The sequence below is a fragment of the Vibrio sp. 704 genome, assembly GCF_033339295.1.
The window spans coordinates 218,364-232,134 of record NZ_JAWOUH010000002.1 but is presented as its reverse complement, the minus strand read 5'-3'; the positions used below and the strand labels follow the sequence as shown (position 1 = coordinate 232,134).

Annotated in this window: 7 protein-coding genes; 6 read left to right on the top strand and 1 reads right to left on the bottom strand. The window is 44.4% G+C overall.

The window, feature by feature from the left end; genetic code table 11:
• Window positions 1–133: 133 nt before the first annotated feature.
• The 3 genes from R7R24_RS04945 (at window position 134) to R7R24_RS04935 (ending at window position 4,322) form a co-directional block, all read left to right on the top strand.
• A complete protein-coding gene (locus tag R7R24_RS04945; protein WP_054578620.1) occupies window positions 134–640 on the top strand; it encodes a hypothetical protein in 507 nt (168 codons plus the stop codon).
• A gap of 120 nt (window positions 641–760) precedes the next feature.
• On the top strand, window positions 761–2,374 hold the full coding sequence (locus R7R24_RS04940; RefSeq protein ID WP_054578621.1) for an alpha-amylase family glycosyl hydrolase: 1,614 nt from the start codon (window positions 761–763) through the stop codon (window positions 2,372–2,374).
• 331 nt (window positions 2,375–2,705) lie between these two features.
• Entirely contained in the window at window positions 2,706–4,322 is a 1,617-nt protein-coding gene (locus R7R24_RS04935) for an endonuclease (RefSeq protein WP_054578622.1), read from the top strand.
• A 99-nt stretch (window positions 4,323–4,421) separates the two neighbouring features.
• On the opposite strand, the gene pulA is transcribed toward R7R24_RS04935, so the two are convergent.
• Window positions 4,422–8,411 carry a pullulanase-type alpha-1,6-glucosidase gene (gene pulA, locus R7R24_RS04930; RefSeq protein WP_318119456.1) on the bottom strand — a complete coding sequence of 1,330 codons (3,990 nt, stop codon included), beginning with the start codon at window positions 8,409–8,411 and terminating at the stop codon, window positions 4,422–4,424.
• 546 nt (window positions 8,412–8,957) lie between these two features.
• Between pulA and R7R24_RS04925 the strand changes: the two genes are divergently transcribed.
• The 3 genes from R7R24_RS04925 (at window position 8,958) to speF (ending at window position 13,729) form a co-directional block, all read left to right on the top strand.
• Window positions 8,958–10,154, top strand: coding sequence for a tetratricopeptide repeat protein (locus R7R24_RS04925; RefSeq protein ID WP_054578624.1), 1,197 nt, complete (start codon window positions 8,958–8,960; stop codon window positions 10,152–10,154).
• Between the two features lie 537 nt (window positions 10,155–10,691).
• The gene (locus R7R24_RS04920; RefSeq protein ID WP_005374797.1) at window positions 10,692–11,138 is read left to right on the top strand and encodes a helix-turn-helix transcriptional regulator; all 447 of its coding nucleotides are present in this window, start codon (window positions 10,692–10,694) and stop codon (window positions 11,136–11,138) included.
• A gap of 410 nt (window positions 11,139–11,548) precedes the next feature.
• The gene (gene speF / locus R7R24_RS04915) at window positions 11,549–13,729 is read left to right on the top strand and encodes an ornithine decarboxylase SpeF (protein ID WP_054579955.1); all 2,181 of its coding nucleotides are present in this window, start codon (window positions 11,549–11,551) and stop codon (window positions 13,727–13,729) included.
• The last annotated feature ends 42 nt before the right edge of the window (window positions 13,730–13,771 follow it).

Below are 13,771 nucleotides of genomic sequence, written 5' to 3'. Positions count from 1 at the left end.
CTCGAAGTGATTTAAATTCACAATCTGACGATATTTATTTGTCGTTTGATATTTCCATTTTAATAACGATTAATACTTCTTTTAACCGTTGAGTTTATTTTACTTTGGATATACTAAAAAGGAATTACGTGAAATGAACATGATGAAGACCTCTCTTGCTGCTGCTCTACTTGCTGCCTTAGTGGGTTGTCAATCGACTGCAGAACCAGAAGCGGCCGCAGAGCCTGTTGTTAATATGTCTCAAGACGAAGTGGTTGCTTTCATGAAAGCGTGTGACAACCCAGATAGCACAGCGAAAGGTCCTATTTCTAAACCACTATTTGTGGTGGGTACGTTTGCGGATTCCGATTGGAAACACGTGCCTCAGCGTCAATACACCTACAAAGGGAATAATTTCTACCAAGCCGTGGTTCAAGAAAAAGTAGGCTCCTACAAAATGCAGTACGCGACCGAGTTGTGGTTCCCACAATTTACCGCAAAAGGTAATAGAATGAACGTTGGTGAATTAACACCATTAACATTTGGTGGTTACGGTACGGATACTTCGGTTGATATTAAAGAAGATGGTAAATATGTATGGAGTCTTCAGTTTGAAGGAAAAGGCAAACCTGTTCATGTCATGGTAAATAAGTGCCAATAATATTCCATTCAGTTATTTAAAATCTATTTTTATTTATTAACCCCTGCATGAAACACATGTCGGGGTTAATTTTATTACTCAAATTTCCGTAGTTTATTTGAGTAAGTTAGGGAGAATAAAATGCGTAATATCCTACGTAACCATCGCCTGTCTCGATCGTTGCTTGCGTTAAGTGTGATTGGTGCTTTATCTGCGTGTAATTCTTCTGGTGGTGGCGACACTAATAGCAGCACTCCGCTACCGGATACCAGTTATGCTTGCCAAGCCAATGTCATGGCGCAAAGTAACCAACTTCGTACTTATCAAATCATGGTAGAGAGTTTTGTGGATGGTGATGCGAGCATTGGTCACGGTACAGGTTATGGCACCAGCCATCATAACGGCGATTTGCAAGGAGTGATTGATTCACTCGATTACATCCAAGATTTAGGGATGAACGCGATTTGGTTGACGCCAGTTTTTGAATCGGAAGCGATAGTGGGCCAAGAACACTGGGCCGATCGTCTGGATGCCACGGGCTACTTTGCAACGGATTACTTCACCATTGATCCACGTTTTGGTGATTTAGAAACGGCGAGAACCTTGGTCGAGGAAGCACACAAACGCGGCTTATACGTGTTTTTTGATGGTGTATTTGGTCATCACAAAGATGGTTTGATCAAACCATCTCCCTCCGGTTTGTTGCCATCGGGATCGAGCAATCCCGTTGATTACCCGGCCAGTCTCGATTTCTACAAAGAAGTGGCAACCTATTGGATCAAAGAACTGAAGATTGACGGCTGGCGTTTAGATCAAGCCTATCAAGTTCCGACAGACGCTTGGACACAACTTCGTAAAGCCGTCGATGAAGCCTCACAAAGTGTGACGTACACCAATAGCAAAGGCGAACAAGTGAATCCGTTGGGCTATATGGTGGCAGAGATTTGGAAAGGGGAGTCTGAAATCGCGAATGAGGCGTATGGATCGAACAGCGATCCAGCATTGTGCTCTGCGTTTGACTTCCCTATGCGATATCGCATCGTTGAAACTTTGGCCGTGAATGAGAGCGGCGTGGGTGGTCGCGGTGCGGATTGGTTAGACAACGGCTACAGCACACACAACCAATATCCAACACATGCGCAGCCGAATTTGATGATCGGCAACCATGATTTAGTGCGCTTTGGTGACTTGTTACAGCGCGGAAACTTGGCGGATGTGAATGATGCAGAATATTGGTTACGCCATAAAGCCGCGTTTGCTTTCCAAGCGGCGTACACCGGGCCAATCACGTTGTACTACGGTGATGAAATCGGGGATCAAGTGGATGGTTTTGCCGCAAAAGAAGACAACAGCACCTGCGCCATTCAAGGTTTGTGCGATGATCACGTTGCGCGCAGCAGTGCGAAAATTGAAGGCGTGACGGCGACGCTTGATGCAAACCAAGCCGATCTCAAATCTTATGTGACATCGCTGATGACAATGCGCGATGCGCATCCTGCACTTTATCAGGGGTCACGCACGAATTTAGTTGCGAGTAACGGCAGTTATGTGGACTTGAAACAATCTGGTTCGGACAAAGTCTTGTTTGCGCTAAATACCTTAGAGAGCGCTAGAAGCGTTACTCTTACTCAGGAGAGTGTTGGTACTGGTGAGTTGGTGGATTTGCTCACGAATGAAAAAATTACTCCGAGCAATGGTCAATATCAGATTCTGATGTCGCCACTACAAGGACGATTCTTTGCGGTAAAACCTTAAGGAATTATCCAGAATTGATGCTCACCAGTTGAGCTGACCACAAGCTTTCTTATAAACAAGCCAAGTGTTGTTGCTGACCCCCATAGGCGCACACTTGGCTTTTTTCTGTCTGTTTTACTTTTCTCTTAATGGTTTTACGACGATGTAGCCAACAAGTTGCTTCGCTTTTTGTATTGGCATTTGTTTTCAGCAGATGGATATTTGTGAGATAAGCTGCACATTAAAAAGTAAATTAACACTTGTGCAACGTAAAAATGTGACTGAAGGATTACTTATGCCCCACTAATATGTTTATCGTGTTTGGGATTTACATAACTAATGGAAAAGTATAATGAAATCCATAACGAAACCCCTCTGTCTTCTTGCTGTTATTAGCTCTCCGCTTGCATATAGCCAAATTCTCAATGGTGACTTTGAACAGTGGAATGGCAGTGCGCCTACGCAGTGGTCGGAGATTGACGCTGGCATTACAGTGTCGCCAAGCAGCGAGCAAATCAAATCGGGTGGTCTGGCTGCCCAGGTCGTCGTGAATACAGGTACCCAAAGCAACACCGACTTTTTGCAAACCATTAATGTGGAGCAAGGGAAAACCTATCCGTTTTCTGTCTCGGTTTATCATACCGAAGGAAATGTAAAAGCACGTCTGGTGGTTGATGGTTATCACAATTACTCGAACCCACAACAGATAAACCAGTGGCAAGAGCTCGCGCACAACTACACAGCGAGCTCGAACAAGACCATCAACGTCGGTTTGCGTTTTTACGATGAAGCCAGTTTTGATGGCTCAGAAGTTGTCTACGTCGATAATTTTCAACCGACCGAGACAAGTACACAACCTCCTGTAGAAAATTGTAGTGATCATGAGGTGGTTCTTACACTCACGACGGACAACTATGGCTCAGAAACTAGCTGGGAGTTGAAAAATAGCCAAGCGCAAGTGCTTTTCTCTGGTCAGGGGTATGAGTCGTCAACCTCTGTTGAAAAGACCATGTGTTTGGCCGATGGTAACTACCAATTTACGATTCAAGACAGCTATGGCGACGGCATTTGCTGTGGCAATGGTTCGGGGTCTTACGCGTTGAAGGTGGGAGATAAGACTCTTGCTTCTGGCGCTGAATTCTCGAAAAGTGAAACCACCAATTTTAACTTAGGTGACACAACGACGACCCCACCAGTGGTTGATGGTTACTATCAAGCGGCATCTGGTAAGACGGGATACGCTCTAAAAACAGCGTTGTTTAACATTATCAATAATCACTCCAGCCGAGGCTATTCTGCGGTCTGGACCTTGGTAAAAGATGCCGATATTGATCGTTATTACGAAAATGATGGCTCTATTCTCGATATGTATTCTGAAAAGCCATCTGGTAGCGATACAGTAAGCTTTACCAAAGTCACAGACCAATGTGGCCAATACAAAACGGAAGGGGATTGCTACAACCGTGAGCACTCTTTTCCGAAAAGCTGGTTTGGCGGTAAGGTTGAGCCGATGAACTCAGACGGTCATCACTTGTTTGCAACTGATGGTTATGTAAACGCGAAGCGCAGTAATTGGCCATTTGGTGAAGTGGGCACCGCGACCTACGTGTCTAGTAATGGCTCTAAACTTGGCCAAGCAAGCACTAGTCTGGGCTACTCCGGTACGGTTTTTGAGCCGATCGATGAGTTTAAAGGCGATTTTGCTCGTGCCTATTTCTACATGGCAACCCGCTATGAAAATATTGTAGGTAACTGGGAAGGCAATTCAAGCAATGCGGATGCTGTCCTTGATGGTTCAAGTTCGACGGTTTTTGAACCTTGGATGTTAAACATGCTGAAACGTTGGCACAAAAATGATCCCGTTAGTGAAAAAGAACGAAACCGCAATCAACAAGTGTTTGATTTTCAGGGCAATCGTAATCCATTCATTGATCATCCTGAGTTTGTTGAACAGATTTGGGGAAACTAACACCTTTTTGATTTTGGTATCCACCATTTAGTGACGCCAACAAAACAAAGGGGAAGCGTGATGCTTCCCCTTTTTCATTACGGATGTTTTTAAATGAAACTAGTTTTTCGTTACCGTCACGATTGGCGCCGACTTGTCAGCCGCGTTGAAGTGGAAGTTGTAATTTCCTGCTTCTGCAATCGCAATTTTCAGGTTTGCACTACCACCACCGACTTCCATCGTTAGCGCTTTACCAAGCTCAACACTGCCTTCGCCACCGAAGTTGGTGTCTGCTGCCCAGTCTGCGCTCGCAACTTTCATCTCGTAGTTGCCCGCCGCTAGGTCAATGTCTAGCGAGTAAACGTCATTTGCAACATAGCTGAACTTCGCAGTGGAGTCTTGCGCTGGAGTGTCCCATGTGGTGATAGTGCCACGTAGGTAAAGTGCTGTTTCACCGAATGTTGGTGCATCTGCTGACTTGGTCACTGACACGACCGGTTTTTCTACGCTTTCATCTTGAACATGCAGCGCGTTCAGAGTGAAGTTGTACTTACCTGTTTCAGCAACAGACAGCTTACAGTTACCTTCTGAACCTAAGTCTAGTGAACCAGAAGCTATATTCGCAGCATCACAACCGATGTTTGGATTTGCCCAACCAGAGTCCGCGAATTTGAACTCGTGCTCACCTGCTTCAAGAACGCCAGTTACAGAGTACATACCGTTGCCAATAAAGGTCATCGCCCAATCACTGCTATCAGACCACTCGTTCATCGTGCCTTTCACGTAAACAACCGTTTCGCCGTAAGGAGGAATACTCGATACGTCTTTGTTATCCGTGTTTACTGGTAGGCCAGCACCTTGCGCGCCGTTTTGTGGCTGCACGAATACCGCTGTTGTCAGTGCTGGTACTGTGAAGGTTTCATTGGTGAAGCTTGCACCTTTCACGATGTCATCCGCAGAGTTTTGTTGAACTTCATGTAACTCGAACCCAGTTGCGCCAGCAACTTTGAAAGATTTCTCAGTTGATGTTGAGTTCACAACGGCCACAACAGCATCGTAGTTCGAATCTAAATCGGCACCTGCTGATGTACCATCGTCGATAGACATCACAATCAAGCCTTCCACTTGGTCTTTCCCTACGTTGCGGAAGTCCACACGGTTCATCACTTCTTGCGCGGTATCTAGGCGGAACAGTTCGCTTGTGCTACGGATTTTTAGTAGCTCTAGGAATTGTTGCTTAGTCAGCTCGATGTCGGTTGAATCTGGTTTCGCCGTGCTGTCACCAACGATGGTTTTGATCAGCTCCCAGTTTGCACCGTCTTTGTCTTCACGTGGTAGACCAACGTTCCAGTTATTGTCGCTTCCGTCGAAGAATACACGGTTGAACCAGTCACCAGAATCGTACGAGTCGCGCTGCATGGATTTAGAGCGCAATAGCTCAGAACCCATGTGGATAAATGGAATGCCTTGACCAAGCATCACCGTTGATAGGGACACAGCCTGCATACGTGCACGCTCGGCAGATGAAGTGCCAGTCGCAATCTTGTAGGCGTTGTTATCCCACAATGTTTGGTTGTCGTGCTTAGACACGTAAGAGATGTTCTCTGATGGCACTTTTGTGTAGCCTGCAGGCGCACCATTGTAATCAACGTTCTTACCCAGTTTGGTTTCGCCTTTGTAATCAAGAAGGATGTAGTCAGCCAAGTTACCAGCCATACCTAGACGAACCAGATCTTGGTTGTGTAAACGACCATTCACCGATTCTGCGTCAGTTTTGGTTTCTTCGTTAGGATAAGCGGCGTTACCAAAGCCTTGGTTAAAGCGAAGTGGGTGCTTACCTTCAGAATCTACACCGCCATCAAACGGGCTTCCGCCACGAACTGCGTCACGCAGACGATCAGAGAAAGTACCGATTTCTGTCCCCGCCATGTTGACTTGTGTCGCCTGATCGAAGCGAGCGTTTTGCGCGACTTCACCAAAGTCCCAACCTTCGCCGTAGAACAAGGTATTCGGGTCAATTTCACGGACTTTTTCAAGTGCGTAAACCATCACATCTTTCGGCTGGTGGCCCATAAGGTCAAAACGGAAACCATCGACTTTATAGTCATCCGCCCATACCATCAATGAGTCAACCATTAGTTTACCCATCATCAAGTTCTCGGTTGCGGTGTTATCACAACAGGTTGAGTTTTCGACTCCGCCAGTGTTGACGTTTAGGCGGTGGTAGTACCCAGGGACAATCTTATCCAGTACTGATTTTTCGTTCACACCAGATGCATTTGTGTGGTTGTACACGACGTCCATGACCAGTTTCAGATCCATTTTATGCGTCGCTTGAACCATTTCGCGGAACTCTAGAATACGCTTAGACCCGTTAGGATCGGTCGCATAACTGCCTTCTGGCACGGTGTAGTGGTAAGGGTCGTAACCCCAGTTGAAGCTGTCTAGCATGCGAAGATCGTTCATCAACGCTTGTGCTTTGCCCGTTGTTGGGTCGTAGCTATTTAATACCTCTTCAATCACTTTGCCGTCATCTTCGGTCTCACAAATGGAGGATTCTGGCTTGATGCCACAAAGTTTACCCACGGTGTCGGTGATATCGACTCGCTTGTCAGCGTCTTCATCCACGGTTGCAATATCAAATGCTGGCAAGATATGTAGCGTTGTTAGGCCAGCATCTTTTAAAGCTTGTAAGTGAGATACAGACTCACGCTCAGGTTCTGTAAGCGCCAGATATTTGCCATCAAGACTTGGTGTGCCTTTGCTGTCGTTAAAGCTGAAATCACGAATGTGTGACTCGTAAAGGACGTGGTCTTCGTCTTTTTTAACCGTTGGGCGTGCGTAGTTTTTCCAATCTTGAGGCATTAAGCTTGGATCATCTAAATCAACCACTTGCGAGTATCGTGAGTTCTTAGACAAGCTCATTGAATATGGGTCTGTTACCAAACGCGTTTCAACGACGCCAGTTGTTGGGTGGTATACCTTAACTTGGTAGCGATAGTATTTGTTGACAACGTTGCTTTGTGCCTCAGAAACCCAGATACCTGTTGCTGGGTCTTCCGTCATGGCAACGGTCGCTTCTTCTGCTAAGTTTTCATCGTAGATTATCAGATCAACATCTTGGGCAGTTGGTGCCCATAGTTTGAAGGTTGCGGCACCGCCTTCCACAATCGCACCGAGTTCTTGACCGATCGCGTTACCTGCCTTGGAATCGGCAAACACCGCATCCAAAACGCCCGGTTTTTGCACTTCAGTTGCAGAAATGACGTCACCATTTGCGTTGTAAGCCACCATAACGATTTGTGACTTCAGGATCGTACGCAAGGTCGCGTCATCGACATCGATACCCGCAGCTTGAAGGCTAGCAAGGTGACGGAAGCGTGATTTCAGACCATCAGACAACTCACCAGCCTTTGTCAGCTCAACCGCTGTACCGCCAGAGATTTGCTTATCTTCATCCATTTTGATGTCATTGCTAAGGCTGTAGAACAGCTTCATGGAATCCGCATTGGCCGCCGCTTCCCACGCGATGGTGTTGGCGTCTAACCAATGCGCTTTTTGACCATCAATATCAACAGGGCGTTCTTCGATTGGCTCGTAGTAAAGCTCACTGCTGCCGTGGAAGCCAAACAAACCTTTCGATTCGCCGATTTTCGTCAACTCTACTTTTGAGTTTGCGCTGCCGAACGCTTTCTCATCACCTTTGTGCAGAATGAAGTTCATGCATTCGTGTGGGTCAGAGGCGTCTGGATTTATTTTCAGTACGTAGTAAGCACCGTAGGTGTCGTTGATGCCATCGAATGGGTGTGGCGCAGACCAATCCGTTCCTGTTCCCGGAATGCCCATTGCGTCTAAATCTGTGCTGGTACAGCCCTCACCGTTCCATAGGTGCAAGCCCCAACCTTCGTAGTCACTGGCTGTTGAAGCTGATGCTACGTCACGTTTGTAATAAATGACGACTTCGTTCTCTCCCGCAGGGTACAAGCCTGAGCCAGGGGTCGTCGTATCTTCGTTCGTGCTATCACTACCACAACCGCTGATTACCGCGACGGAAATCAAAGGCAGTACGGTTTTGGCAATTGTTGATAATTTAAATGTCTTATTGTCCACGTTTACAAATCCATTGTTATTGAATTGATATTGAGCTGCGCGCTGCCTTCGCTGACTCAATCATCAAGAAGGTTTTGCACACGCTAGAAAGGCAGATGCCAAAAAAGGAAATGTTCAATTAGATGCTAATACACTGAATCATCAGCAAAATGTGAGAGCAGGCTGTTAAGTTTTTTACAGGTGCAAATTTTCTGTCACAGTCGATTTTGTTCACAAATTAAATAATAAAACAGGCGCATAGTGAGAGATTCTGCACATCATTAAAATGTGAATTTTTATGGGAGGAGTAAGGGGGGATGATAGGGGATGAGAATATCTCAGCCCCAAAACCGTGATTAAGTTCTATAAAAATGAGGGCCATATTTTTCTTTTAAAAATAAGTTGCAGTGATGTTGAATAAAATACCGCCATTAAGTCTTAGCAAGCTTCAGATTTTCGCTAAGTGGTCGTTATATAATGAAGGTAGTCGGCGTTATGTCGGCGCATAATCATAAGATTTCCCTGAAAGGGAGTTGAATTGGGCCCTGAAACCAAAAGAGGCTATTTATGAGTAGTATGGGCATTGCCATTGCGGCAACTGGCCTTTCACTCGTCCTGATATTTGTGTGGATGATCTCGTTGTCGATGCGGAAACAAAGACTCGAGGCAGAGAGGAAAGCTCGCGAAGCCGCTTATCGAAAGGCGATGCATAAAGCGCGAGAGCAAGAGCGTAAAGAGCGAGAGTTCAAAGCCGAAACTGGGCATATCCCCACCATTTTATTTCTAGCGAAAGAAGCCGAAAAGGACAACATTCGTCAAGCGCTGTATTGGTATGATAAAGCCGCTAAACTGGACAATGTGACGGGGATGTACGGCATTGTTCGCTTAAGTGAACGCATGCGCGAAGATGTGATTTTAAAAGAGCAGGCAAACTTCTGGCGTACCGCAATTGCGGGAATGGAAGGGGATACCGAAGCGAAATTTTCGACGGGCAAGGCCTTGGTCTTTGGTCGAGGAACTGAAAAAAATATCCCAAAAGGTAACCAACTGATTGAAACTGCCGCCGAAGAAGGCTGCATTGATGCCATGATTTATATGGGGGAATGGCAGCTTTCACCAGACAATAGTGCAGGACGCAGTGCAGATGCGCTTTACTGGTTTATGAAAGCGGCGGAAAAAGACAGTGCAGATGGCAAGATCCAAGTCGGCTTATGTTACCTAAATGGCATTGGTACAGAAAAAAGCATGGTTAAAGGTTGCTACTGGCTGGAACGGGCCGCGGAAGGTGGCAGTGCTAAAGCGATGTATCATGCTGGCGAAGCGTGGAAGGATAAAGGTAAAACGGGTAATGCAATTGCTTACGTTTGGCTGTTTCTTGCTGCCAATATGGGCTACCAACCTGCACGTACGTTGCGTGATGAAGTGGCAACCAATATTGGTGTTGATGTTGTCGTTGGATTGCAGTCCATAGCGAAGCCGTTGCAAAGAAAGCTGGCATCAGGAATGGTGAGAAAGCACTCTATTATTCGAGCCCTTAACAAAGTGTACAAACGCGAAGCGTATTTTCCTGCGGAAGAGGAGCTCAATGCGGTGTTGAATGACGAGAGTAAAGAAGCCTCCGAGGCTTGGGAGGAGGCATCAACACTAGATTTTCAGCCTAACATGACAACGGTAACAGCAGAAGGTCAGGCAAGCACATCGCCCAACGAAAAAAAACTTTCTAAAGAGGCGCTCGATTTCACTCAAAACTTCCTTCAACCATAACCTATCTTATCCAGAAGCCTCAAGATTGAGGCTTTTCTTTTGCTCTTTTGCCAGTATCTCTATCAGTCACGACAACAGAATGTAAACTTACTTAAGCAGTCATTTTACTGATGTGCATACTATTTATGCGATTTTTCAACATATTTTTAGTACTTAACTAAGATGGGATCTGTTTACCTTAAAAAAGAGGTTTTTCCCTCTTTATTTACTTCCGCTATTGGGCTTAGATCAAGACTTTTCAATTGATAGTAATAATGATTGAAGAGCAATACTTGATGCCCCGATTTATAGGTGAATAGTACTCATTACTTTATCTAATAATGTAAATTAAAAAATGTATTATAAATCTTAAATTGTTCTTTTATATTTAGGTGTTGATTATTGATTTTATGATTAATTAGGCGCAAGATAACGTAAAAATAAAATAGCATAGTTAATATGCAGAATTACACTAGAAAGTAACTTTTTCATTACATGTTTCATAATAAATAGAGATAATTGTTTATCTCTGTTTTTATTTATATTAGAGATTTGTGTATGTTGAGAATCATTAGTGCAGATAAATTTATCTCTTCAAGGTTTATCTTAGAGTACAGTAAGGCTGAGTTCGCTTCTTTATTAGGTGTTTCCGTCGCTAAAATAAGTAATATTGAAAGTGGAAAATCTTCAATCCCCCCGGTGTATGATTACGCCATTAATTACTTGTTGAGTGAACATCCATTTAAAGATAGTGCTGTTGATGCTTTATGTTCTCATGAAACGTTAAACTTTGCTCGTCGTATTGACGTCAATACCAAAGTAAAACGCTTGTCCTGCAAGCGTTGCGATAGCCGTAGACTGCACGTTATGGCTGGCATGAGTGGCTTGTATTTTGTCGAGTGCATGGATTGTAAACACACTATGTACTCGTCAGGCATGTCTGTAAAACGTTATCAGCAATGGTCGAATGATGGAGTCAAACTAGATAGTCATTTATTTAATTGAATTATGTTTCCTTTGCACCTAAAGTAAAAAGCCATCAATACATGTGTTGATGGCTTTTTTATTATGTGTTTAAATTTAGTTAAAATTAAAACATTTATTATTCCTAATAATATAGTCCTAATAATTATATAGTGATGGACATCTCAAAAAATTATTTTCTTGATATTTTATTTCTAACAATAATGGTTGTGGTCACACAATTTTTAATTATTTTTCCTTTTAATTCTGGTTTCAATATCATTGGACTATCAATTGGAAAGTGATGAAGGTCGCGAAATTTTAATTCGAGGAAATAAGTCTTTTAAATGTGAAAATTTAATCACGAAATTTGTTTTTTGAATTTTAAATATCGTTTTAGTTTGTAATATCTGTACTTGTCAATTTTAAAGAACAAAAAAGAGATATTCCAAATGAAAAGTTTAATTATAGGTGTTAGTAATTACATGCCAGAAGACTTCAGTTTATTAGCTGAATCTTTAGATGAACAATTTAATCGTCATTTACAACCTTTAGAGCAAGTTGAATTAACCGACGTTGGTGCGGCTATTATTACTTCAGCAGACATTAAAGCAGGTCTGCATAAAATGATTTCCGAAACGGGTTACGGTATTCCAGTTTTCTTAGTAACGGATGAAAACCCAGTTTCGGCAGAAGATTACGTTTGGCTAACTGGCGTTATCGATTTAGAAAGACAATCTATTGAGTACTACTGTCGTCAAATCAACGAAGCAGTAACCAAGTACGAATGTCGTCTGCTTCCTCCTTTCTTCAAGCAATTAACGCACTATGTTGAGATGGGTAACTCAGCGTTTGACTGTCCGGGACACCAAGGTGGTCAGTTCTTCAAAAAACACCCAGCTGGTAAACAGTTCTACGATTTCTTCGGTGAAAACCTGTTCCGTAGTGACTTGTGTAATGCGGACGTGGATTTAGGTGACTTGCTGATCCACGAAGGTTCTGCACATCAAGCGCAGGCGCACGCTGCAAAAGTATTTAACGCGGACAAAACTTACTTCGTACTTAACGGCACTTCTGCTTCAAACAAAGTAGTCTGTAACGCGCTGGTAACTGAAGGTGATTTGGTACTGTTCGACCGTAACAACCACAAATCGAACCACCACGGTGCGTTAATCCAAGCGGGTGGTATGCCAGTTTACTTAGAAACGGCGCGTAACCCTTGGGGCTTTATCGGTGGTATGGATGAACACTGTTTCGATGAAGAATACATTCGTGCTCAAATCGCGAAAGTGGACCCAGAACGTGCACGCGATGAACGTCCTTTCCGTCTTGCTATTATCCAACTTGGTACTTATGACGGTACTATCTACAACGCTCGCTACGTGATGGATAAGATAGGTCACCTTTGTGACTACATCCTGTTTGACTCTGCGTGGGTTGGTTACGAGCAGTTCATCCCGATGATGAAAGACTGTTCACCACTGCTGCTGGATTTGAAACCAGAAGACGCAGGTGTGATCGTGACTCAGTCTGTTCACAAACAACAAGCTGGCTTCTCTCAAACATCGCAAATCCACAAAAAAGACCGCCATATCAAAGGTCAAGCTCGTTACTGTAACCACAAACGCTTTAACAACGCGTTTATGATGCACGCATCGACTTCACCATTCTACGCACTGTTCTCTGCGCTTGATGTGAACGCGAAGATCCACGACGGCGAAGCAGGTCTGCGTTTATGGCGCGATGCGGTTAAGACAGGTATCGAAGCGCGTAAAGAAATCCTTAAGAGTTGTGAATTGATTCGTCCGTTCATTCCAGATGAAGTCGAAGGCCAACCTTGGGGCAGCTACGACACTGACGTGATCGCAACGAACAAGAAATTCTTCATGTTTGAGCCAAACGCAAGCTGGCACAAATTCGAGGGGTACGGTGAAGGTCAATACTTCGTTGACCCATGTAAATTGCTACTAACCACAGCAGGTATTGCTGAAGATGGCAGCTACGCAGATTTCGGTATTCCTGCAACGCTTTTAGCGAACTTCCTTCGTGAAAATGGCATCATCCCTGAAAAGTGCGACTTGAACTCTATCTTGTTCCTACTCACTCCTGCGGAAGATATGGGTAAGATCCGTCACCTTGTGGCTCAAATTAACCGATTCGAAAAATTCATCCGTGATGATGCCCCTTTAAGTATCGTACTTCCAAGCGTCTACGAAGCGAATAAAGAACGCTACCGTGGCTACACCATCCGTCAGCTATGTCAGGAAATGCATGACATGTACAAAGAGCTGAACGTGAAACAGTTACAAAAAGCGATGTTCCGCAGCGAGTACTTCCCACAAATGGTTCACAAACCTGACGTAGCAACACGCAAATACTTCCGTGGTGAATGCAATTACCTACCACTTAAAGAGGCCGTGGGCTGCGTAGCCGCTGAAGGTGCACTTCCTTACCCTCCAGGTATTATCTGTGTGATCACTGGTGAAGTCTGGACTCAACAGGTGGTGGATTACTTCCTATCTCTAGAAGAAGGCATTAACCGCTTCCCAGGCTTCGCGCCAGAAATTCAAGGTGTGTACCTTGAAGATGTTAACGGTCGCACTACCGCACATTGTTATGTCCTAAAAGATTAATCTACCCGTTCGCACCACGCTCCGGCGTCGGTGCGAACCGCT

Excerpts from the sequence above, each read along its gene's own strand:
- R7R24_RS04945 (WP_054578620.1), top strand. The coding sequence starts at position 134 with ATGAACATGATGAAGACCTCTCTTGCTGCTGCTCTACTTGCTGCCTTA.
- R7R24_RS04940 (WP_054578621.1), top strand. The coding sequence starts at position 761 with ATGCGTAATATCCTACGTAACCATCGCCTGTCTCGATCGTTGCTTGCG.
- R7R24_RS04935 (WP_054578622.1), top strand. The coding sequence starts at position 2,706 with ATGAAATCCATAACGAAACCCCTCTGTCTTCTTGCTGTTATTAGCTCT.
- R7R24_RS04925 (WP_054578624.1), top strand. The coding sequence starts at position 8,958 with ATGAGTAGTATGGGCATTGCCATTGCGGCAACTGGCCTTTCACTCGTC.
- R7R24_RS04920 (WP_005374797.1), top strand. The coding sequence starts at position 10,692 with ATGTTGAGAATCATTAGTGCAGATAAATTTATCTCTTCAAGGTTTATC.
- speF (WP_054579955.1), top strand. The coding sequence starts at position 11,549 with ATGAAAAGTTTAATTATAGGTGTTAGTAATTACATGCCAGAAGACTTC.